Raw genomic sequence first — 21,923 nt, 5'->3', positions numbered from 1 at the left:
GGGCTGTTCCCAGCCGGTGGCTAGGTTCGGGACATGGACCTCTTCGAGATGGACGAGACCCGCACCATGACCCGCGAGGAGGCGGCCACCCGGCTGCGCGACCTCGCCGACTCGCTCGCCAGGCACAACTCGGTCGAGTTCACCCGCGGCGGCGGCCGGGTCACCGTGGCGGTGCCCGACGAGGTGAGGCTCAAGGTCGAGGTCGAGCTGGGCGAGGACAACGAGATCGAGATCGAGCTGACCTGGTGAGGCGATCCGGGCGTTGAACGTCCGCATCCGGCCCTAACCTGTCGGCCATGACCGACTTCACCGAGCAGGACCTCTCGGACTCCCGCTTCGAGAAGGTGCACCTGCAGCGTGCGACCTTCCACGACGTCTCCCTGACCGGGGCGTCCTTCACCGACGTCGACCTCAGCGGCGTACGCATCCACTCCGCCTGGCTCGACAAGGTGAGGATGACCGGCGTCGAGGTCCCGGACCTCGAGATCAGCGGCGAGATAGGCCGCCTGGTCGTCAACGGCGTGGAGGTCGGTCCCCTGGTGGAGGCCGAGCTCGACCGTCGCCATCCCGAGCGGGCGGCGATGCGGCCGACGACCGCCGACGGCTTCCGCGAGGCCTTCGCGATCCTCGACCGGCTCTGGGGCGAGACGCTCGACCGCGCCCGGGTGCTCCCGCCGGAGCAGCTGCACGAGCAGGTCGACGGCGAGTGGTCGTTCATCGAGACGCTGCGCCACCTCGGCTTCGCCCACGCCTGCTGGATCAGCGGCGTCGTCTACGGCTTCCCGTCGCCGTGGCACCCCCTCGACCTCCCCTGGGACGAGGCGCCCGTCCACGAGGGCGTCCCCTGGGAGCGCCGTGCGCGGCCCGAGCTGCACGAGGTGCTGGCGCTGCGCCGCCAGCGCCGGGCGACGGTGGCCGAGCTGCTCGAGCGGATGGACGACGTCGGCCTCACCCGTCGTGTCACCTCCGCGACGCCCTTCCTGCGCGACGCCGAGGACCTGTCCGTCGGCCACTGCCTCCGCGTGGTGCTCAACGAGGAGTGGCAGCACCGGCTCTACGCCGAGCGCGACCTCGCGAGGCTGGGCGGCTAGCCGAGCCGTTCAGCCAGCGCCCGCCCGAGCCGTACGCCCGAGAGCCAGGCGGTCTCGACCTTGGGCGTGGCGCCCCAGCCGTCGCCGCACACGCCCACCAGCCGGTCGCCCTCGACGAGCGCGAACGGGTCCGTGCGCTCGCCGACAGGTCGGGCGAAGGTCCAGCGGTGGACGTGGACGTCCTCGGGCTCGCCGAGGTCGAGCAGCCGCCGCAGCGCCTGCACCGCAGCGGGTGCGGCACCGGTCGGGTCCTCGAGGTGGCGGGCGGCGAGCTCGGGCGTGGTGTGGGCGACCAGCACCGGCGCGCCGTCCCCGCGACGACGACCGTCGTCGGCGATCCAGCCGAGATCGGGATCGCCGTTGACGAAGGCGCCGTCGAGGTCCCAGCCGCGGGTGGCCCAGCGTGCCGCGACGGCGATCACCGGCTCCCACTCGCGATCCAGCGACGCCGCGACCGGGTGGTCGCCCACGAGGCGACGGGCCTGGGGGTCGGGCATCGCGAGCACGACGACGTCGGCCTCGTCCGCGCCGACCTCGTCGATCGACTCGATCTCTCGCCGCTCGACCGCGAGACCGGTCGCGAGGTCCTCGACCAGCGACCGCAGTCCGTGGGTGGCGCCCCAACGCATCGGTCCGCTCGTCGAGTCGCGCTCCTCGTCGCCGAGGACGTCGAACGTGGCGGTCCACTCGCGGGCCAGGCCGCGGCGTGCCCAGTCGTCGACGACGGCGGCGAACCCGTCGTCGGACACCGTGAAGTAGGACGCCCCGAGGTCGACGCGCCGCTCCCACAGCGTCCGCGACGCCATCCGGCCGCCGGGCACGTGGCCGCGGTCGAGGAGGCGTACGCCGACCCCCGCAGCCTGCAGCTCGCGCGCGCACGCCACGCCCGACAGCCCGGCGCCGACCACGACCACCTCGCCGGTGCCGCTCACGGCCGGCCCTCCAGCACGGCTGCGGCCGCGCGCTGGCCGCTGACCAGCGCGCCCTGGATCGAGCCCGTGTCGCGGTGGTCGCCGCACACGAGCACGTCGCCGTGCCGCACCGGACGGGTCGCGTTGTAGGGCACCGGTTGCGCGGGGAGGGCGTGGGGCACGTCGTGGCGCGCGACGACCTCCCAGCCGGAGGTGCCGGTGCCGAGCAGGTCGCCGGCGTGGCGTCGCATCGACGACTCGCCGGTGTCGCGGCCGGGTCCGAGCAGGGCGGAACCCTGGACGAGGTGGCGGCCGGGTGGGGCGTACGACGGCGCGGCGCGCGAGACCACGGCGGTGTTGACCAGCGGGCCGGTCGGGGTGGGCCTCGCGTCGACGTGGAGCAGGTCGGTGTCCGGGGCGTCGGGGACCGACCACCACACGGTGGTGACGCCCTTCGTGGCCGGCGCGTCGACGCCGGTCAGCGCGGCAGCCTCGGGGGCGCCGGTGGCGACGACGACCTCGGCGGCGCTCCACGTGCCGTCGTCGGTCTCGACGGTCGTGCCGCTCACGCGGCGCACCGCCCGGCCGAGGCGGACGCGGTCGCCGAGCCCGGCCGCGAGCTGCGCCGGCAGCGCGGCCATGCCGTCGCGCGGCAGCGCGGGCACGCCGCGCGCGAACATCCAGGTCAGGAGGAGCGCGAACCGGTCGGCGGTGCTGCCGTCGTCCTCGAGGAGGACGCCGGCGAAGAACCGGTCGACCACGCGCCGCAGGAACCCGTCCACGCCCGCCCGGTCGAGAGCCGTACGCCGGTCCACGTCAGGGCGCCGCTCCACCACCTCCGACAGCGAGCGACCCGGTCGCGGGCGCGCCAGCGGTGCTGCCCAGCGCGCCACGGCTGCCACCTCCCCGGGGTGACGAGCGGCTGACGTCAGGGTGCGCGGCAGCAGGCCGGGGCTGCGGAACGGGTGGCCGAGCACCTCCAGCCCGCGCTCGCTCCGCGCGGTGACCCCGGCCCCGAACGGCTGGAGGCCGAGGGCGTCGACGTCGACCCAGCGGCGTACGGCGGGGTAGGCGGGGTTGAGCAGCTGGAAGCCGTGGTCGACGAGGAATCCGTCGACCCGGTCGGTGCGGATGCGACCGCCGACGCGGTCGGACGCCTCGAGCACGACGACCTCGCGACCGGCCGCGGCCAGCGCCTGCGCACAGCGCAGCCCGGCGAGTCCGGCACCCACCACGACGACGTCTGTCTGCACGCGTCGACCCTAGTGAACGCCACCACACGCCTCCCATGCGAAGAACCGCCCCCGGGTCCATGACCCGGGGACGGTTCGACGTGCGGCTACGTGCTCGCCTCAGTGGCAGTCGCTCAGTGGCGGTCGGCGGAGCTGTCGTAGAAGTCGCGGCTGCCGGACTTCGAGAGGCCGCGGCTGACCATGTAGCCGATGGTGAGCAGGCTGATGTAGAACCACGCCTCCTGGGTGCCGAAGTCACTGGCCTCGTCGGCCAGGGCGGACGCGACGAGGACGCCGAGGACGGACGCGACGTAGGCGATGAGCTCGGTCGTCTTGTAGGACGACTTCGTCTCGGTGCTGATGCGGCGCGCCGGGGTGTCGTAGTTGTGCGAGTGCTCGGTGGTGGTCTGGTTCGAGGACATGTGCTGTCTCCTGTGGGTGGAGGTGTTCAGTACGTGCCCGCTGTTTGAGAACGCACGCCTACGTACCCCTGGCCCCACCCCCCATGCGGATCGTGACCCATGTCTCCCGCCTGGGCGCTCCGGGTGGCCCCTAGACCGTCGGGAGGGTCCTGGTCGTCACGATCTGCTCGGCGATCTCGCGCAGCTTGACGTTCTTCTGCTGCGACAGGCGGCTCAGCACCGAGAAGGCGCGGTCGGGAGAGAGGTCGAAGCGCTCCATCAGGATGCCCGTGGCCTGACCGGTCACGGTCCGGCCACGCAAGGCGTACTCCAGGTGCTCGACCTGCTGCGCGGCGGCCAGCGCGACACCGACGTGGGCGGCGAGCGCGAGACCGTCCGCGACGTCCTCGGCGGTGAAGGCCGAGACCTCGGCGCCGTAGAGGTTGAGCGCGCCGAGGTCCTTGTCGGTGGAGTACAACCGGTAGCTCACGCTGCTGGCCAGGCCCAGCTGCTGGACGACCCGGGGACCCCACTGCGGCCATCGGGCATCCGTCGCCAGGTCGTCGCTCACGACCGTGTGGTCCTCGCGCAGCGCGTCGAGGCAGGGGCCCTCGCTCAGCTCGTGCTGCAGGGCATCGATCTCGCGCACGAGGTCGTCGCTCGCGGCGTGCGTGTCGATGCGCTCGCCGCGGTGCACCACGCAGATCCCTGCCGCCTGGCACCCGGGGATGATCTGCGTGGCGATCTTCACCGCCCGCTCCATCGCTTCCTTCGGGCTGTCGTCGTCCTGCATCTCACGCGCCGCGTCGGCGAGCTCGTTGCGGAAGTCATCGGAGGGGGGCACCACCGCAGCATGGTCGACATCCGGCCCCCTGACCACATCCTCCGGGGTCATCCCGGCGTCTGCTCGCGCTTCTCGTGCAGGCGCTGCTGGGCCTCGGCGAGGAAGGCCAGGCACGGCGCGTCCTCGCCGGGGTGCTTCTCGACGAGGTGGAAGGTCCAGCGGTCCATCGCGGCCATGAAGCCGTTGTCGCCGCCCGCGCGGTGTGTCGACCACGGCGAGCGTCCGCGCGCGACGCAGGTGGTGCAGCTGATCCGGTAGAGGAACTGCTGGTCGCCGTCGAGGTCGATCTTCACGCGCGCCAGGGGCCCTGCCTGCACGCCCGCCCTGCGTTCGCGGGCTGACCGACTCGCGACCATCTCGTGTCCCCCGCCTCAGAGCGCGGTGGCGTCGGGGATCACTCGCAGGACGCTGCACGTGCCGGCCTCTCGACCCACGACGACCTTCACGCCGTCGAGGCGCCCGAGCGCCTCTCGTACGTCCTGGACCTCGAGGTGGGTGTCGACGGCGATGTCGGCGTCGCGGACCGGCACGGCCGTCTCGGGCCACTCCTCGGAGGGGACCTCGAAGGGGTCGAAGTCGGTCTGAGCCGCCGACCACAGCTGGAGCGCCGCCTCGGCGACGATGTCGTCGGTGGTGGAGTCGTCGGGTGCCATGCGCCGAACCTACCCGTACGCCCGCCGTACGCTCGCGCCTCACCCGGTCACGGCACCACCGCCCCTACCCTGAGCCCATGCCTGCCGCCCGCACCCGCCGCGCCCGGGCAGCCGTACGTCGCAAGCGGCGGATCGCCGCCGTCGAGCACGACCTCACCCCGACCGAGTGGACGGCGCTGCAGGACGCGTGGGGCGGCTGTGCCTACTGCGGCGCGACCGGCACGCCGCTGCAGAAGGACTGCGTGCTGCCCATCTCGCGCGGCGGCCGCTACACGCTGCTCAACGTCGTGCCGGCGTGCCGGTCGTGCAACGCGAGCAAGTGCAACGACGAGGTGACCGCGTGGCTGCGGCGCAAGCGGCTCGACGAGCGCGCGTTCCTCGTCCGGCTCGGCGAGGTGCAGGCCCAGGTGCGGACCCGCCCCGCAACCGCCGCGGTGGAGTGACGGCGGCGGTCAGCGGCGTACGCGGACGGTCCTGGTCCACACCGTCACGGGGCTGTGCCCCGCGGCCGTGGCGCGGACCCGCACCTTGACCCGCTTGCCGACGTGGGCGGGCCTGAGGACGAACCGACGCAGGGTGGCGTCGCGCACGCGACGGCCGGCGACGTACCACTGGTAGGAACGCGCCACCGCTTCGGGCTCCCACTCGCCGCGGGAGACCCAGACGGTGCGCCCGGTCCTCGCGACGCCCTTGATGCGCGGACGCACCACGTTGACGACCGCGGCCGGAGGCGCGACGGGCCCGGTCGGGGCGGAGAGTGCAGAGCCCGGCAGCCAGCCCAGTGCAGTGCCGGTGACGCGGACCCGGATGGTCTTGCCGACGTCGGCAGCACGGGGCACGTAGACGGCGCCCGTCGGGTCGTCGGTCGGGTCGCTGTCATCTCCCACCACCCAGCGGTAGCTGAGCGCGATGCCCGCAGGAGTCCACGCACCCGGGGACGCGGTGAGCGCCTTGCCCACCTCGGGCGTCCCGCTGATGGTCGGCGCCCGGGTGTTGGCGATGGTGCCGCCGAGCATCGCGTCGGCCGTCACCGTGCTGCCGCTCGCCAGCGCGATCGGGGTCGAGGCGTACAGGTTCGACGCGTTGTCCCAGAACTCCTGGATCCCGGTCGCCGGGTCGTAGAACTCGACGAGGTAGGTGCGCGCCTTGAGCCGGTCGATGGTGTAGCGACCGTTGGCGTCGGTCGTGTACACGGTGCGCCACGACCAGTAACCGCCCCCCGCGCCGAGCCACATGGACACCTTCCCGCCCACGAGCGGTGCCCCGGTCGCAGTCGTCAGACGCCCGGTGATGGTGGCCGCGGCCTCCAGCACGGCGTTGATCCCGGTCCTCGTCGTGTCGGCCGCGACGGAGACCGGGACGTAGAGGAAGTCGCCGGGGCTCCGGTCGTCGTACCACTCCGTGGCGAACTCGCCGTCGGGGTCGTAGAACTCCACGTAGTAGCCGAAGGTGTCCGGCTGGAGGGGGGCCACCTCGTAGGCCCCGGTCGCGTCGGTCTCGTCCTGGCCGACGAGGCTGCCACCGCGGTAGAAGGACACCACGATGTCGGGCACCGGGGCACCCCCGACATCGGTCACCACGCCCTTCACAGCGCCAGGGCCGACCTCTGGCTGGGCGCTTCCGGCGGGCGCCGAGGCGAGTGACACGACCAGGACGACGAGCGTGACGACGGCCGTCACGAGTGGTGCACGACGGCGGTTCATGGCGCGCCTCCATCGAGGAAGGGACTCGGACTTTCAGGCTACGTCCGTCCGCGGGCGCCGGCAGCAGGACGACGAGACGTCTGGACCAGTTCCGCCCCGGCACGTCCGGCCGTGTCGCCCAGGGCCCTAGCCACGCGGCCCGGGGTCCCATGATGATGTGACCCCCGCCACACCCCCGCACCAGAGGAGCCGGAGATGCCCGACCCCGATCTCGCGCCCGACCCCGACGTCCTGGCAGTACGGGAGCAGTACGAGGCGCGCATCCTCGGCCTGCACATGCCGGCCACGGTGCGCCAGGCCGCGGACAAGTACGGCGACCAGCCGGCGTTCTCCGACCGGTTCGACGTGCCCGAGGGCGAGGCGTGGTCCACGATCACCTGGACCGAGACGTGGGAGCTGACCCAGCAGGTGGCCGCGGCGCTCATCGCCCTCGGTGTCGAGAAGGGCGACCCGGTGGCGATCATGGCCGCCAACCGCACCGCGCACACGTTGGCCGACTACGGCGCGATGACCGCCGCGGCCGTGCCGATGTCGATCTACAACACCCTCGCGCAGGACCAGGTCGCGTTCATCGCCGGCGAGTCGCGTCCCGTCGTCGTGGTGCTCGAGGACCACGACCGCTACCAGCGGTGGGAGAAGGCGCTCGACGAGGTCGACTCGATCCGCCACGTCGTGATGCTGGCCGACGCCGACCGGGTCGACGACCCGCGCGTGATGACGTGGGACGACCTCCTCGCGCGCGGCGGGGACACGAGCGGCGTCGAGGAGCGGATGGAACGGATCACACCCGACCTCCCGGCGACCTTCCTCTACACCTCCGGCACGACCGGCAACCCCAAGGGCGTGGTGCTCACCCACCACAACGTGATGTACGAGGCCGTCTCCACCCTCGACGCCGCAGGGCTCCGAGGACCGCAGCGCACGATCAGCTACCTCCCGCTCGCGCACATCGCCGAGCGGGTGCTGGCGACGTACGCTCCCCCGTTCCTCGGCAACCACGTGCACGCGATCCCCGACCCGGCCGGCCTGCTCGGCGCGCTCGGCGAGGTGCACCCGACCGCGTTCTTCGGGGTCCCGCGGGTGTGGGAGAAGATCAAGACCGGCATCTCCGCCAAGCTCGCCGAGGACCCGGACCCCGCCAACCACGAGCTGGTCACCAACGCGATGGCCGCCGGGCTGGCCTGGACGCAGGCCCACGAGTACGGGAACCAGATCACGCCCGAGGTCGAGGAGGCGTACGCCAGGGCCGACGAGGCGATCCTCGGCTTCCTGCGGCTCCTGCTCGGGCTCGACCAGGTGCGCTGGGCCGCCAGTGCAGCAGCGCCGATGCCGCTCGAGGTCGCGAAGTTCATGGGCGGGCTCGGCCTGCAGGTCTACGACGTCTACGGCATGACAGAGACCACCGGCGCCTTCACCTCCAACGGCCCGGGCGCCTTCAAGCTCGGCACGGTCGGGCGCCCCAACCCCGGCATCGAGGTCCGGCTCGCCGAGGACGGCGAGATCCTCTGCCGCGGTCCGGTCAACACCCCCGGCTACCACCTGCAGGAGCAGGCCACGCGGGACCTCATCGACGAGGACGGCTGGATCCACACGGGCGACATCGGGACGGTCGACGAGGACGGCTTCTACTCGATCATCGACCGCAAGAAGGAGCTGATCATCACCTCCGCCGGCAAGAACATCGCGCCCTCCAACATCGAGAACTACCTCAAGGAGTCACCGATCATCGGCCACGCCATGGCGCTCGGCGACGACCGGTCGTACGTCGTCGCGATCCTCACGCTCGACGGCGAGATCGCCCCGCTGGTCGCGGCGAGGATGGGCATCGAGTTCACCGACCTCGCCGACCTGTCCGCCAAGCCGGAGATCCGCGCGATGGCTCAGGCGGCCGTCGACAAGGCCAACGAGCGCCTCTCACGCCCCGAGCAGGTCAAGGCCTGGGAGCTGCTGGCCGACGAGTGGACGGCGGAGTCCGAGGAGCTCACCCCGACGCTCAAGCTCAAGCGGCGCGTGGTGAAGACCAAGTACGCCGACGTGGTCGACTCGCTCTACGGCTCCGCTGGTTGAGGTGCGAGCGGAGCGAGCCTCGAGACCCGCGCCCTTCGACCTCCAGGCCCACCGCGGCGGCGCGGGGCTCTGGCCCGAGAACACGCTCGAAGCCTTTGGGCGCGCCCTGGCCCTGGGGGTCTCCACTCTCGAGCTCGACGTGCACCTCACCGCCGAGGACGACGTCGTGGTCGCCCACGACCCGGTCCTCGACGACACCCGGAGGATCCGCGAGCTCACCCGCTCCGCCCTCCCGCCGACCATGCCGCTGCTGCGGCAGGTCGCGGCGCTGCTCGACGAGCGCGAGGCCGACCCGGTGGGGGTCAACCTGGAGATCAAGTACGACGCGATCGACGCGAGCGGCCTGACGTCGCGCGCGGAGTTCGTGGCGCGGGTCGTCGAGGCGCTCCGGGTCGACGACCTCGTCGCGCGCACCAGCATCCAGTGCTTCGACTGGGGCGTGCTGCGCCGCGTCGGCGACGCCGAGCCCCTCCTCGGGCGCAACCTGCTCGTCTCGCCGAAGTACCTCAGGGGCACCACCGAGGCGCCCTCGCCCTGGTTCGACGGGCTCGAGGTCGGCGCCGACTTCGTGCGCGCCGCGGCGGACGAGGGCTTCACCGCCGTCTCCCCGATCCACGGCTCGCCCTACACCTCCGGCGTGGACGACCCGGCGTACCGGCCCTTCACCACCGCCGCCCTCGTCGACGCCGCCCATGCCGCCGGGCTCGCCGTCATCCCGTACGTCGTGGACGACACGGCGACGATGCGCCACCTCGTGCGGCTCGGCGTCGACGGGCTCATCACCAACCGCCCCGAGCGGCTGCGGGAGGTGCTCGCCGCTGAAGGGCTGGAGCTGCCGCCGGCGTTCTCGGGCTGACCACGCAACCTCGCGGCCGTGCACGACGTCTCCCTGTCATGACGACCAGCTCCCGGACCCTCCTGGTGGCGTGCGCGATCGCGCTGTCCGCCGGCCTCTCGACGGCCGCTCCCGCCCTGTCCGCGCCCGGCCCGGACGACCGCTCCGCGCCCCGCACCGTCCTCGACGTCCGTGACCTCCCCCAGGGCGACCCGCCGGCGGTCGCGTGGAGCGAGCGACGGGGCGGCCGGACCGTCATCCACGGCACGACCGGCACGCGGACCCCGGTGGCGGGCGCCGTCGACGAGCTCGCGCCGATGGGGTCGGGCTACGTCGTCCAGACCCGCTACGGGCGGCGTACGCAGTGGGTCGGGGCCGACGGCTCGCCGGGGCGCCGCGTGTGGCGCAGCGGCCACGGGCTCGCAGTGTCGGCCCGTGGGCGGGCGGTCGCCTTCGCCGGCAGGGCCGGCAAGGTGTGGTCCGTCGACCGGCAGGGCGACCGCGTGCTGTCCTTCACCCCGGTCCCGACCAGCGGCACCGCGCGCGCGGTCGCACTGGTGGGCGAGGACTGCAAGGAGAGCGCGACCAGCAACGGCTGCACCGTCCACGTCAACGGCCCGCGCCGCGCCTGGTACACCTCCTCGCACGGCATCGTCGACCGCGTGCCGCGCCTGCGGCTGGTGTCGACGGGGCGCGGCAGGTGGCTCGGCGGCATCACGTCGCTGAGCGACACCGGCTCGTGCAGCGCCCTGCTGCGCAGCTCGGCGGTGCGGTGGCGCACCTGCGACAACCAGCTTTCCGACCTCTCGCCGGACAACCGCCGCGTCCTCGGCACCCCGGCGTACGCCGACGGCTTCGGTCCCGGCTCGCTCGACGTGCTCGCGACCGCCGACGGCTCCGTGGAGCACTCGTTCACCTCGGCGCGCGACGGCAGCTCGGCGACGTACTTCGACGAGGTCTGGGAGGACCCGGAGCACGTGCTCGTCGTGACCTACCAGGCCGACAGGTGGGCGGTCGTGCGGCTCGGCGTCGACGGGTCGATGGAGTTCGCCGTGGCACCTCGCCGCGGCACGATGGACCTCCGCGCGCCGTTCGGGCTCCAGACGCGCTAGACCCCGACGGGGAGTCCGGGGGATGAACCCTGTCTAGACCTCGGGGCAATTACCGATGCGCGCACGGAGCCCCGGCTGCTCGACTGAGGACATGCACCGTCGGATCGCAGGGTCGCTGACCGGCCCGGTCACCAAGTGGATCATCTTCGCCGTCGTCGTCGTGGTCACCGGCTTCATGGGGATGTTCTCCACCCAGCTGGTGGACGTCCAGAACAACGAGGCGTCGTCGTGGCTGCCCGAGTCGGCCGAGTCGACCCAGGTGCTCGACGAGCTGTCGGAGTCCGTCGACCCCAACGACATCCCGACCCTGGTGGTCTACCACCGCGACGGCGGCCTGACCGACGACGACCTCGCGCAGCTGGAGGCCGACGGGCCGGAGATCGCGGAGATGGACGGCGTCACCGAGCAGGGCGTGCTCACGCCGGCCGCCGCCGAGGCAGCGGCAGCACAGGGAGCACCCGTCCCGACGCTCGTCTCCGACGACCGCGAGGTCGCGTACCTCTACTTCGTGCTCAACTTCGGCGCTGACGGGTGGGCCGCCATCCCGGACGCCGCCGACGAGATCCGCGAGATCGCGACGCTCGACGGCGGCGAGGTCCACCTGGCCGGGTTCGGCGGGCAGGCGGCCGACTCGGCCGAGGCCTTCGAGGGGATCGACACCGACCTCATCCTGATCACGCTCAGCGTGGTCGTGGTGATCCTGCTCTTCACCTATCGCAGCCCGGTCCTGTGGCTGCTCCCGATCATCTGCGCCGTGGTGGCCAACACCATCGCCACCGGGCTGGTCTACCTGCTGGCCAAGCACGCAGGTCTCACCGTCAACGGCCAGAGCCAGGCCATCCTCAGCATCCTCGTGATCGGGGCCGGCACCGACTACGCCCTGCTGCTGGTCGCCCGCTACCGCGAGGAGCTGCGGCGCCACGCGGACCGCCACGAGGCGATGGCGTTCGCCCTGCACCGCGCCTCCCCCGCGATCCTCGCCAGCGCCGCGACGGTCGCGGTCGGCATGCTGTGCCTGTCCTTCGCCGAGCTCAACTCGACCGCGGGCCTCGGTCCGGTCGCCGCGATCGGCGTCGTCGTGACGATGCTGGTGATGGTCACGCTGCTCCCCGCCCTGCTCGTCATCTGCGGGCGCTGGGTCTTCTGGCCCAAGCGTCCCGGCTTCGGCAGCCCCGAGCCGACCGCCGACGGCCTCTGGGCCGGCGTCGGCCGGCGCATCAGCCACCGCCCCCGCCGCGTGTGGGTGACCACGACCGGCCTGCTGCTCCTGGCCTGCCTGGGTCTGTTCCGGCTCGACACCTCGGGCCTCGCGACCGAGGACACCTACACCAAGGAGTTCGACTCCATCAAGGGCCAGAAGCTGCTCGAGGAGCACGGTCTCTCCGACAACTCCAACACCGTGCAGGTCGTGACCGACGCCGCTCGTGCGGACGAGGTGGTCGCGTCCCTGGCGGGCATCGAGCTGCTCGGCACGCCCGGCGAGGTCCAGCCGCTGTCCGGCGACCGGGTCTGGTTCGAGGCGACGATCGACGCCGACATCTCCTCCTCCACGGCGGCCGGCGTCGTCGAGGACACGCGGGACGCGGTGCACGCGGTGGACGGTGCCGACGCCCTCGTGGGCGGTGGGTCCGCGTTCTACCTCGACACCAAGATCGCGTCGGTGCGGGACAGCTGGGTGATCATGCCGTTGGTCCTGGTCGTGGTGCTGCTCATCCTCATCGGCCTGCTGCGGGCGCTGCTCGCGCCGCTCATCCTCATCGCGACGGTCGTGCTGTCGTTCGGCGCGGCGCTGGGCATCTCCGCGCTGCTGTTCGAGTACGTCTTCGGGTTCGCGGGGTCCGACCCGGGGTTCCCGCTGTTCGCGTTCGTGTTCCTCGTGGCGCTGGGCATCGACTACAACATCTTCCTGATGACCCGGGTCCGCGAGGAGACCGCGACCCACGGCACCCGCCGCGGCTCACTCATCGCGCTGGCCTCGACGGGCGGGGTGATCACCTCGGCCGGTGTCGTGCTGGCGGCGACCTTCCTCGTCCTGGGCTCGCTGCCGCTGGTCTTCCTCGCCGAGCTGGGCGTGGCCGTCGCGCTGGGCGTCATGATCGACACGCTCATCGTGCGGTCCGTGCTCGTCACCGCGATCAACCTCGACCTGGGCGGGAAGATCTGGTGGCCCAGCAGGCTCGACCGGGAGGACGCCCCGCTCACCGCGACGGAGGCCGAGGCACCGTTGGAGACGGTGCACTAGCGGCGGGCGTCCGGACCGGCGGCCAGGAGCGGGCCGGACGTCATGGCCGGTGGTGGCGCCGGCGACCGCGGGCCATGACGTCGCTGTCGGACGTCATGGCCAGTGGTCGCCCGGCATCCGGCACCAGCCATGTCAGGCCGGCTGCCAGCCTGGCAGCGTCAGGACCTCGGCACCGTCCTCGGTGATCGCGATCGTGTGCTCGCTGTGGGCCGTGAGGCACCCGGTGGCGCTGCGAAGCGTCCAGCCGTCGTCGTCGGTGACCAGCTCGGCGGTGTCGGCCATGATCCACGGCTCGAGCGCGAGCAGCAGCCCGGGGCGCAGCTGGTAGCCGCGACCGGGTCGGCCGGCGTTGGAGACGTGCGGGTCCTGGTGCATCGTCGTGCCGATGCCGTGGCCACCGAACTGCATGTTGATCGGGTAGCCCGCGTCGGTGAGCACGGTGCCGATGGCGTGGGACAGGTCCCCGATCCGGGCGCCGGGCCCGGCCGCGGCGATGCCGGCGGCGAGCGCGCGCTCGGTGGTCTCGATGAGGTGGACGCTCCCGGCAGGGCGGCTCTCCCCCACCACGAAGCTGATCGCGGAGTCGGCGGCGATGCCGTCGAGGCGTACGGCCAGGTCGAGGGTCAGCAGGTCTCCGTCGGCGAGGCGCTGGTCGCGCGGGCGCCCGTGCAGCACGGCGTCGTTGACGGCCGTGCACACGTAGTGGCCGAACGGGCCGCGGCCGAAGGACGGGGCGTAGTCGACGTAGCAGGACTCCGCGCCGGCGTCACGGATCATCTCGGCCGTCCACCGGTCGAGGTCGAGCAGGTTGGTGCCGACCTCGCTGCGCTGCCGGAGCGTGGCGAGGATGTCGCCGACGAGGGCGCCGGTGCGGCGGGCCTTGTCGACCTGGCCGGGCGTGAGGATCTCGATCATCGCAGCCCCAGCCTCGCACAGCGCTTCTCGGTGGTGCCGCTGCACAGCTCGTCGAGGTCGACGACCCCCTGGGCCACGAGCACCGAGGTGAGCGAGTCGACGGTGACCTCGCGGTCGCGGTAGAGCCAGGACTCCACGCCGTCGACGACCTCGCCGTCGGCCGCGGGCGCGTCGGCGAGGAACGCCACGGCGACGTCGGCGGCCCGCTCGCTCATGGCGCGGGTGGGGACGTAGGTCATCGACTCCTCCTCGCCGAGGAGGACGTCACGGGCAGCCTCGAGGTCGCTGCCCGACTGGCTCGGCACGGCTCCGCCCCTGAGGCCGACATGGCGGTCGGAGCCGGGGACGAGCTCGCCGAGCGACACGACGGGCAGGCCGCTGCCGGTGAGCGTCCCGAGGTCGTCGGGCTCGACCGGCACGACGACGACCACGTCGGCGGACGTCGCCTCGGCCTGTCGGGCCTGGCTCTTCTGCGCGTCCGCGTCGCCCTCGGCGTCGTAGACCCGGACCCGGCACTCGTCGCAGGTCGCCTCGACCCGCTCGGTGAACACGTCGACGTCCACGGCCCGCGACGAGGAGTCGGTGCCGTCGGCGACGAGCAGGGCGACCGTGGGCTCGTCGGCGGTGCACGCGGACAGCAGCGGCCCGACGGCGACCAGGGCGACGGCGAGCGCGAGGGAGGAGGAGCGGGCGCGGAGCATCGCGAGGAGGTTATCGAGCCGGACCGGTCCAGCGCGCACCCGGCAGGCCATTGACTTTAGTTCGAGTGTCGTACTAAATAGATCCCGTGACCCTCGTGCTCGGCGTCGACTCCTCGACGCAATCGACCAAGGCCCTCCTCGTCGACGCCGCCGACGGGACGGTCGTGGCGCAGCAGACCGCTCCCCACCCGCCCGGCACGGAGGTCGACCCCACGGCGTGGTTGCACGCCGTCGACGCGGCCACCCAGGGCCTGCTCGAGCGCGCGGACGCCGTCTCGGTCGCCGGCCAGCAGCACGGCATGGTGGCCGTCGACGACTCCGGCGCACCGGTGCGCGACGCGCTCCTGTGGAACGACACCCGCTCCGCCGCGGCGGCTCGCGACCTCGTCGACGAGATGGGTGGCCCGCAGGCCTGCGCCGACGCCGTGGGCAGCGTCCTGGTCGCCTCCTTCACGTCCTCCAAGCTGCGCTGGTTGCGCGACCACGAGCCCGACCACGCCGCGCGCGTGCGGTCCGTACGGCTGCCGCACGACCACGTGTCCCTCCACCTGAGCGCCCCCGGGACCGGCGCGTTCACCGACCGCGGCGACGCGTCCGGCACGGGCTACTTCTCCGCACCCGACGACGCCTGGCGCCCCGACCTCGCGGCCCTCGCGCTCGGGCACGAGGTCGACCTTCCCCGCATCGTCGCGCCCGGGGCGGTCGCCGCCGAGTCGCGCGGCGGAGCAGTCGTCGCGGGCGGCACCGGCGACAACATGGGCGCCGCCCTCGGCATGGCGCTGGCCCCCGGCGACCTGCTGGTCTCGGTCGGCACGTCCGGCGTGGCGTCCACGATCAGCCCGGACCCGGTCGCCGACGGCACGGGCGTCGTCACCGGCTTCGCCGACGCCGCGGGCGGCTACCTGCCGATGGTCACCACCCTCAACGCCGCCGGCATCCTCGACCTCCAGGCCCGCTGGCTAGGCGTCGACCACGACGGCCTCGCCGAGCTCGCCCTGTCCTCGACGCCCGGCGCAGGCGGGGTCACCCTGCTCCCCTACTACGGCGGCGAGCGCTCCCCCGACCGCCCCGGCGCCGTCGGCACCTGGACGGGACTGACGCCGGCCACGACCCGCGCCGACCTCGCCCGCGCGGCGTACGAGGCGCTGCTCTGCTCGCTCGCCGACGCGGTCGACCGCCTGGTCGCCACCACCGGGCAGGAGCCCCGGCGCCTGCTCATGGTGGGCGGTGCGACCAGGAGCGCCGCCCTGCGGGCGCTGGCGCCCGCCGTGCTGGGCCGCGAGGTCGTGCTGCCCCCGGAGGGCGAGTACGTCGCCCTGGGTGCGGCCCGCCAGGCCGCCTGGGCCCTCGCCGGATCGCACGCGCCGCCCGCCTGGCCCGAGCGCGAGGGCACCGTGCTCGACGCAGAGCCCACCCCCCACGTCCGCGAGGCGTACGCCGACCTCCGCGAGCGCACCGCCCCCTGGACCTCCTGATCCACCCCTCGAACCCCGCAACGGAAGGCAGCACCCCCATGAGCACGCAGATCCCCACCCCGACCCCCGAGGACAAGTTCTCCTTCGGCCTCTGGACCGTCGGCTGGCAGGGCGTCGACCCGTTCGGCGGCGCCACCCGCCCGCACATGGACACCGTCCACGCCCTCGAGAAGCTCGCGGAGCTCGGTGCCTACGGCGTGAACTTCCACGACGACGACGTGATCCCCTTCGGCAGCGACGAGGCCACCCGCGAGCAGATCATCGCCCGCTTCAAGCAGGGCCTCGAGGACACCGGCCTGGTCGTCACCACCGCGACCACCAACCTCTTCAGCCACCCGGTCTTCAAGGCCGGCGGCTTCACCAACAACGACCGCGACATCCGCCGCTTCGCGCTGCGCAAGGTCATGCGCAACATCGACCTCGCCGCTGAGCTCGGCGCCAAGGTCTACGTCGCGTGGGGCGGCCGCGAGGGTGCCGAGTACGGCGGCTCGCAGGACACCCGCGTGGCCCTCGACCGCATGAAGGAGGCCTTCGACGTCCTCGGCGACTACGTCACCGACAACGGCTACGACCTGCGCTTCGCGATCGAGCCCAAGCCCAACGAGCCGCGCGGCGACATCCTGCTCCCGACGATCGGCCACGCCCTCGCCTTCATCGAGCGCCTCGAGCGGCCCGAGCTGGTCGGCGTGAACCCCGAGATCGGCCACGAGGAGATGGCGGGCATGAACGCCGCCGCCGGCTACGCCCAGGCGATCTGGGCCGGCAAGCTCTTCCACATCGACCTCAACGGCCAGAACGGCCCCAAGTACGACCAGGACCTCCGCTTCGGCGCCGGCAACGTGCGGGGCGCGTTCTGGGTGGTCGACGCGCTGCTCGAGGGCGGCTACGACGGCCCCGTGCACTTCGACTACAAGCCCGCGCGCACCGAGGACGAGGACGGCGTGTGGGTCTCGGCCGCGGCCAACATGCGCAACTACCTCATCCTGCGCGAGAAGGTGAAGGCCTTCCGCGCCGACCCCGAGGTGCAGGCCGCGCTCGAGGCGGCGAAGGTGCCCGAGCTGTCGGTCCCGACCGTGGGCGACGGCGAGGGGTGGCCCGGCCTGCTCGATGCCGAGCTCGCCGACCCCGAGGTGCTGGCCGCGCGCGGCGGTGCCTTCGAGCACCTCGACCAGCTGGCCCTCGAGCACCTGTACGGCGTCCGCTGACAGTGCAACCTCGCAACGCCGGGACCGAGGGACTGCGCCGGCAGAACACGGCCGCCGTCCTGCGGGCGCTGCGCGAGCACGGAGCGTCCTCGCGCGCCGAGCTCGCGCAGCTCACGGGGCTGGCCAAGGCCACGGTCGGCGTCATCGTGGCGGGCCTCGAGGCCGCGGGGGCGGTGGTCGAGGAGGACTCGCGACCGGGCGCCCGGGGTCGTCCCGGGCGACCCGTCGCGCTGCGCGGCGACCGCTTCGTCGGCCTCGGCCTCGAGCTCAACGTCGACTACGTCTCCGCCGTCGTGCTCGACCTCGCCGGCACGGTGCTGTTCGGCGACAGCCGGCCGGCGACCGGTCCCGACGCCCTGACCGGCCTCGTGCGCGACGTGGTCGGCCAGCGCGTCGACGGCCGGGAGGTGGTCGGCACGACGCTGGCCGTCCCGGCCCTGGTGCGCGGCGACGACCGTACGGTCGCCTGGGCGCCGAACCTCGACGTCGAGGGCCACGACCTCGCCGAGGCCCTCCGCGCCCTCGTCCCCGGCACGGTCCAGGTGAGCAACGACGCCAACTGCGCGGCGTACGCCGAGGCGCACCACGGGGCGGCCCGCGGCGTGCGGCACGCGCTCTACCTGACCGGGACGGTCGGCATCGGCGCCGGCATCCTCCAGCACGGCGAGCTCGTCCGCGGCGGGGCCGGCTTCGCCGGTGAGGTCGGACACATGCCCGTGGGTGACTCCGCCGCGGTGTGCGGCTGCGGCCGCCGCGGCTGCTGGGAGGCGTCGGTCGGGCTGCACGCGATGCTCGCCGCCGTCGGCATGCCGGAGCTCGACACCCCGCTGCGCAGCGCCGAGTCGGTGGCCGCCCGGGCCGCCGACGACCCGGCCGTACGAGCCGGGCTCGCGCGGGTGGGCCACGACCTCGGCCTCGGGATCGCCATGCTCAGCAGCATCCTCGACCCCGAGGTGGTGGTGCTCGGCGGCTACTTCGCCGCGCTCGGCGACCTCGTCCTCGAGCCCGCTCGACGCACCCTCGACGAGCGGCTCGCCTCCCCCGCCCAGGTCCGCCCGGAGCTGCGCCCGAGCAGCCTCGGCATCCGGGCCGCCGCCCTCGGCGCGGCCGAGCAGTCGCTCGGACCGGTCTTCGCCGGCGAGCGCGACCTCACCGCCTGAGCGGCGACCCCCGCCCCGGGCCCGGGACCGTCAGCCCGCGAGCCGGGACCGTACGTCGACGAGCGCTGCACCGAGGGCCGCCACCGGGTCCACGAAGAGCGGCTCCAGGGCGATCTCCGCCGCACCGAGCAGCGCGGAGTCGGACCCCAGCGCCGGCAGGACCAGCGTCACCGACTCGAGAGGGGCCGGGAGTGCCCGGTCGGCGAGGCCGGAGTCGACCTCCGCCCCCACGAGCGGGTAGAGCGAGCGGAAGTAGCCGCCGAGGACGATGAGGCGCGGGTTGAACGTGTTGACGATGCTCGCCAGCCCGTGGCCCAGCGCGGTGCCGGTCGCGCGCAGCTCGCGCGGCGGCTCCGTGAACCCCTCGAGCACCTCGTCGAGCTGGGCGACCTTGTCGGGAGGGCAGTCGATGGCCTCGGCGATGGCGTGCGCGCCCACCTCGGTCTCCCAGCACCCGAGGTTGCCGCAGTGGCAGGGGCGACCCTGCGGGTTGAACCGCAGGTGCCCGACCTCGCCGGCGTAGCCGCCGGCCCCCTCGAGGCGTACGCCGCCTGCGATGACACCGGCGCCGACGCCGACGTTGCCCGAGACGTAGATCAGGTCGTCGACCCCGACGCCCGCGCCGCGGACGTGCTCGGCGAGGGCACCGAGGTCGGCGTCGTTGGCCAGCGACACCGGCACGTCGAGGCCCAGCGCGGCGAGGACGATCCCGCCGAACGACACGTCGTGCCACTCCAGGTTGGGCGCCAGCCGGACCAGCCCGTCCCGGCGGCGCACGAGGCCGGGGACGCTGATCCCGATGCCGACGAGGGCCGCCGCGGGAGGGGCGTCCTCGACGACCTGACGGATGAGGGCGGCGACCGAGGCTCCGACCTGCCACGCCTCGCCGTGGCTGTGCACGGGCGCCTGGGCACGCGCGAGCACCCGGCCCCCGAGGCCGACCCGGGCCACCACGGCCCGGTCGACCCCGAGGTCCACCGCGATCACGTACGGGCCCCCGGCCGCGATGCGCACGCCCGCGGACGGGCGCCCGGCTCCCTGCCGGGCGCCGCCCATCGGCGTGGCGTGCTCGGAGATCCCGAGCGACTCCAGCTCGCCGACCAGGCCGGCGATGGTGCTGCGGTTGAGCCCCATGAGGCTGGTCAGCTCGGCGCGCGAGATCTGACCGGCCCCGTGGACGTGCCGGAGCAGGGTTCCGAGATTGTGGCGCCGGACGGCCTCCTGGTTGGTGCCGAGGCCCGCGCGCCGCTGCGGGGTCATGCTCGTGACCTAGACGCCCGCCGAGGACCGACGACGACGCGAGATGGCATCGACGCTCGCCGCGAGCAGCAGGACGCCGCCGGTGACGAGGAAGTTGATGTAGCTCGCCTGGTCGAGCAGGCCCAGGCCGTTGGGGATGGTCGCGATCACGAGACCGCCGATCACGGCGTCCATCGCCCGGCCCCGGCCACCGAAGAGGCTGGTGCCGCCGATCACGGCCGCGCCCACGGCGTACAGCAGCTCGTTGCCACCACCGGAGCCAGGGGACACCTTGCCGGTGTAGGACGCCGCCAGCAGGCCACTGATCGCCGCCATCGAGGAGCAGATGACGAAGGCCATGATCTTGACGCGCAGGACGTTGATGCCGGCGCGGCGCGCGGCCTCGGCGTTGCCGCCGACGGCGTAGAGGTGGCGGCCGAACCGGGTCTTGGTCAGCACGAAGGTCCAGAAGAGCAGCAGCGCGATGACGACCGGTGCCACCCACGGGATGCCGCTGATGTTGAAGTTGGGGTTGGGCGCACGGTTGGCGCTGAGCAGCGCGGTCAGGCCGAGCACGACTGCGGCCAGCACGACGATCTTGACGACCACGAGGCCGAGCGGCTCGTGGACCAGGCCCTTGGCCGACAGCGAGCGGTAGCGCCAGAGCGAGAGCGCGGCGAAACCGACCACGATCAGGATCGCCGCGATCCAGCCGGCGGTGACCGGGACGTTCTTGATCGACAGCCCGCGCAGCACCTCGTCGTTGAAGCGGAGCGACCCGCCCGAGCCGATCAGCCGCAGCGGCACCGCCTGGAGGGCGAGGAAGAACGCAAGCGTCACGACGAACGAGGGAATCCCCAGCATGGAGACCAGCGAGCCGATCGCCAGGCCGATCACCGCACCCACCGCCACGCCGGCGAGCGTGGCCATCCACCACGTCCAGTCGTAGTCGATGAGCATCAGCGCGATGATCGTCGCCGACGCGCCGCCCGCGACGCCGGCCGACAGGTCGATCTCGCCGAGCAGCAGCACGAAGACGATGCCCATGGCCAGCACGATGATCGAGCCGGCCTGGATGACCAGGTTGGCCATGTTGTAGGTCGTGAGGAAGCGGTCGTTGAGCGAGGAGAAGACCGCGAAGAGGAAGATCAGGCCGAGGATGGCCGGCAGCGAGCCCATGTCGCCGCCGCGCAGGCGGTTGAGGTAGTCGCGCGCAGAGTCGCCGATGGTGGCGGCCTGGCGGTTGTCGTTGTCGAAGCCGCTGGGGGCGGACGCGGTGTCGGTGTCAGCACTCATGATGTGTCTCCGGTCCTTCTCAGACGGTCGCTGTCGCGGGGTTCTCGGCGATGCCGAGGTCGCCGGAGCGTCCGGCTGTGATCAGCTCGACGACCTGACTGTGCGTGACGTCCTTCGCCGGGACGTCGGCCGCCACCCGGCCGAGGTAGAGGGCCGTGATGCGGTCGGCGACCTCGAAGACGTCGCCCATGTTGTGCGAGATCAGCACCACGCCGAGCCCGCGGTCGGCGAGGCGGCGCACGAGGTCGAGCACCTGGCGCGTCTGGGCCACGCCCAGCGCCGCCGTCGGCTCGTCGAGGAGGACGATCTTGGAGTTCCACAGCACGGCCTTGGCGATCGCCACGGTCTGGCGCTGGCCGCCCGACAGGCTGGCGACGCTCTGGCGCACGGACTTCACCGTGCGGACCGAGAGGGACGCGAGGGTCTCGCGGGCGCGGGACTCCATCGTCACCTCGTCGAGGCCGAGGCCCTTGGTCTCCTCGCGGCCGAGGAACATGTTCTGGACGATGTCGAGGTTGTCGCACAGCGCGAGGTCCTGGTAGACGACCTCGACGCCGAGGGCGGCCACGTCACGCGGGCCGTGCACCTCGACCTTCTTGCCCTCGAACAGGTAGTCACCGCTGTCGCGGCCGTAGATGCCGGCGATGATCTTGACCAGCGTGGACTTGCCGGCGCCGTTGTCGCCGACGAGCGCGGTGACCTGGCCGGGATAGACGGCGAAGTCGACGTCGTGCAGCACGTGCACCACACCGAAGCTCTTGTTGACGCCGCGCAGCTCGAGCAGCGGTTCAGCCATGGAACTACTCCGATCGCAAAGAATTTGTTGTCCGCATCGACAGAA

At 72.9% G+C, this 21,923-nt stretch carries 22 protein-coding genes; 10 read left to right on the top strand and 12 right to left on the bottom strand.

What is annotated here, in order from left to right; translation table 11 throughout:
- Positions 1–33: 33 nt before the first annotated feature.
- Positions 34–249: an amphi-Trp domain-containing protein gene (locus tag IEZ24_RS03750; protein ID WP_129455589.1), complete on the top strand. Its 216-nt coding sequence runs from the start codon at positions 34–36 to the stop codon at positions 247–249.
- Positions 250–296: 47 nt separating this feature from the next.
- Entirely contained in the window at positions 297–1,091 is a 795-nt protein-coding gene (locus tag IEZ24_RS03745) for a DinB family protein (protein WP_129455588.1), read from the top strand.
- Here the strand turns inward: IEZ24_RS03745 and IEZ24_RS03740 are convergent.
- From IEZ24_RS03740 to IEZ24_RS03715, 6 genes are all read right to left on the bottom strand, one after another.
- On the bottom strand, positions 1,088–2,023 hold the full coding sequence (locus tag IEZ24_RS03740) for an NAD(P)/FAD-dependent oxidoreductase (RefSeq protein WP_129455587.1): 936 nt from the start codon (positions 2,021–2,023) through the stop codon (positions 1,088–1,090). The two genes, IEZ24_RS03745 and IEZ24_RS03740, sit on opposite strands and share 4 nt — an antisense overlap.
- Positions 2,020–3,255 (bottom strand): NAD(P)/FAD-dependent oxidoreductase, encoded by a 1,236-nt coding sequence (locus tag IEZ24_RS03735; RefSeq protein WP_129455586.1) that lies wholly within the window; start codon positions 3,253–3,255, stop codon positions 2,020–2,022. The genes IEZ24_RS03740 and IEZ24_RS03735 overlap by 4 nt, the downstream gene beginning before the upstream one ends.
- 113 nt (positions 3,256–3,368) lie before the next feature.
- Positions 3,369–3,656 (bottom strand): hypothetical protein, encoded by a 288-nt coding sequence (locus IEZ24_RS03730; protein WP_129455585.1) that lies wholly within the window; start codon positions 3,654–3,656, stop codon positions 3,369–3,371.
- 130 nt (positions 3,657–3,786) lie between these two features.
- Positions 3,787–4,479 (bottom strand): GAF and ANTAR domain-containing protein, encoded by a 693-nt coding sequence (locus IEZ24_RS03725; RefSeq protein WP_165356098.1) that lies wholly within the window; start codon positions 4,477–4,479, stop codon positions 3,787–3,789.
- Between the two features lie 47 nt (positions 4,480–4,526).
- The gene (locus IEZ24_RS03720; RefSeq protein WP_242498512.1) at positions 4,527–4,796 is read right to left on the bottom strand and encodes a hypothetical protein; all 270 of its coding nucleotides are present in this window, start codon (positions 4,794–4,796) and stop codon (positions 4,527–4,529) included.
- Positions 4,797–4,850: 54 nt separating this feature from the next.
- Positions 4,851–5,132: a hypothetical protein gene (locus IEZ24_RS03715; protein ID WP_129455582.1), complete on the bottom strand. Its 282-nt coding sequence runs from the start codon at positions 5,130–5,132 to the stop codon at positions 4,851–4,853.
- Positions 5,133–5,209: 77 nt separating this feature from the next.
- On the opposite strand from IEZ24_RS03715, the gene IEZ24_RS03710 reads away from it, so the two are divergent.
- Positions 5,210–5,575: an HNH endonuclease gene (locus IEZ24_RS03710; RefSeq protein WP_129455581.1), complete on the top strand. Its 366-nt coding sequence runs from the start codon at positions 5,210–5,212 to the stop codon at positions 5,573–5,575.
- 9 nt (positions 5,576–5,584) lie between these two features.
- Here the strand turns inward: IEZ24_RS03710 and IEZ24_RS03705 are convergent, their stop codons facing one another.
- Positions 5,585–6,835: an MSCRAMM family protein gene (locus tag IEZ24_RS03705; RefSeq protein WP_129455580.1), complete on the bottom strand. Its 1,251-nt coding sequence runs from the start codon at positions 6,833–6,835 to the stop codon at positions 5,585–5,587.
- Positions 6,836–7,030: 195 nt separating this feature from the next.
- Between IEZ24_RS03705 and IEZ24_RS03700 the strand changes: the two genes are divergently transcribed.
- The 4 genes from IEZ24_RS03700 (at position 7,031) to IEZ24_RS03685 (ending at position 13,091) form a co-directional block, all read left to right on the top strand.
- Positions 7,031–8,902 (top strand): AMP-dependent synthetase/ligase, encoded by a 1,872-nt coding sequence (locus tag IEZ24_RS03700; protein ID WP_129455579.1) that lies wholly within the window; start codon positions 7,031–7,033, stop codon positions 8,900–8,902.
- Position 8,903: 1 nt separating this feature from the next.
- Positions 8,904–9,758: a glycerophosphodiester phosphodiesterase family protein gene (locus IEZ24_RS03695; protein ID WP_165356097.1), complete on the top strand. Its 855-nt coding sequence runs from the start codon at positions 8,904–8,906 to the stop codon at positions 9,756–9,758.
- 38 nt (positions 9,759–9,796) lie between these two features.
- Positions 9,797–10,849 carry a hypothetical protein gene (locus tag IEZ24_RS03690; protein ID WP_129455577.1) on the top strand — a complete coding sequence of 351 codons (1,053 nt, stop codon included), beginning with the start codon at positions 9,797–9,799 and terminating at the stop codon, positions 10,847–10,849.
- Positions 10,850–10,940: 91 nt separating this feature from the next.
- On the top strand, positions 10,941–13,091 hold the full coding sequence (locus IEZ24_RS03685; RefSeq protein WP_129455576.1) for an MMPL family transporter: 2,151 nt from the start codon (positions 10,941–10,943) through the stop codon (positions 13,089–13,091).
- Positions 13,092–13,223: 132 nt separating this feature from the next.
- Here IEZ24_RS03685 and map read toward each other — a convergent pair whose 3' ends face one another.
- Together map and IEZ24_RS03675 are read right to left on the bottom strand one after the other, a co-directional pair.
- The gene (gene map, locus IEZ24_RS03680) at positions 13,224–14,006 is read right to left on the bottom strand and encodes a type I methionyl aminopeptidase (protein WP_129455575.1); all 783 of its coding nucleotides are present in this window, start codon (positions 14,004–14,006) and stop codon (positions 13,224–13,226) included.
- Positions 14,003–14,707 (bottom strand): type 1 periplasmic-binding domain-containing protein, encoded by a 705-nt coding sequence (locus IEZ24_RS03675; RefSeq protein WP_129455574.1) that lies wholly within the window; start codon positions 14,705–14,707, stop codon positions 14,003–14,005. The genes map and IEZ24_RS03675 overlap by 4 nt, the downstream gene beginning before the upstream one ends.
- 86 nt (positions 14,708–14,793) lie before the next feature.
- Here IEZ24_RS03675 and IEZ24_RS22215 point away from each other — a divergent pair, with 86 nt between their 5' ends.
- From IEZ24_RS22215 to IEZ24_RS03660, 3 genes are read left to right on the top strand one after another with little or no spacing between them, the layout of a single operon-like run.
- Positions 14,794–16,182 carry an FGGY-family carbohydrate kinase gene (locus tag IEZ24_RS22215; RefSeq protein WP_129455573.1) on the top strand — a complete coding sequence of 463 codons (1,389 nt, stop codon included), beginning with the start codon at positions 14,794–14,796 and terminating at the stop codon, positions 16,180–16,182.
- A gap of 38 nt (positions 16,183–16,220) precedes the next feature.
- Positions 16,221–17,387, top strand: a complete 1,167-nt coding sequence (xylA, locus tag IEZ24_RS03665; RefSeq protein ID WP_129455572.1) for a xylose isomerase — start codon at positions 16,221–16,223, stop codon at positions 17,385–17,387.
- Between the two features lie 2 nt (positions 17,388–17,389).
- Complete coding sequence (locus IEZ24_RS03660; RefSeq protein WP_129455571.1) at positions 17,390–18,547, top strand: ROK family transcriptional regulator; 1,158 nt, start codon at positions 17,390–17,392, stop codon at positions 18,545–18,547.
- A 30-nt stretch (positions 18,548–18,577) separates the two neighbouring features.
- On the opposite strand, the gene IEZ24_RS03655 is transcribed toward IEZ24_RS03660, so the two are convergent.
- The 3 genes from IEZ24_RS03655 to IEZ24_RS03645 are packed head-to-tail and all read right to left on the bottom strand — an operon-like array spanning position 18,578 to position 21,878.
- On the bottom strand, positions 18,578–19,807 hold the full coding sequence (locus tag IEZ24_RS03655; protein ID WP_129455570.1) for an ROK family protein: 1,230 nt from the start codon (positions 19,805–19,807) through the stop codon (positions 18,578–18,580).
- A gap of 9 nt (positions 19,808–19,816) precedes the next feature.
- Entirely contained in the window at positions 19,817–21,082 is a 1,266-nt protein-coding gene (locus IEZ24_RS03650; RefSeq protein WP_129455569.1) for a sugar ABC transporter permease, read from the bottom strand.
- 19 nt (positions 21,083–21,101) lie between these two features.
- The gene (locus tag IEZ24_RS03645; RefSeq protein ID WP_129455568.1) at positions 21,102–21,878 is read right to left on the bottom strand and encodes an ATP-binding cassette domain-containing protein; all 777 of its coding nucleotides are present in this window, start codon (positions 21,876–21,878) and stop codon (positions 21,102–21,104) included.
- Positions 21,879–21,923 lie beyond the last annotated feature (45 nt).

Origin of the sequence: Nocardioides ganghwensis (assembly GCF_014779655.1) — a bacterium.
GTDB classification, from domain to species: domain Bacteria; phylum Actinomycetota; class Actinomycetes; order Propionibacteriales; family Nocardioidaceae; genus Nocardioides; species Nocardioides ganghwensis.
This window is presented reverse-complemented; position numbering and strand designations above follow the sequence as displayed.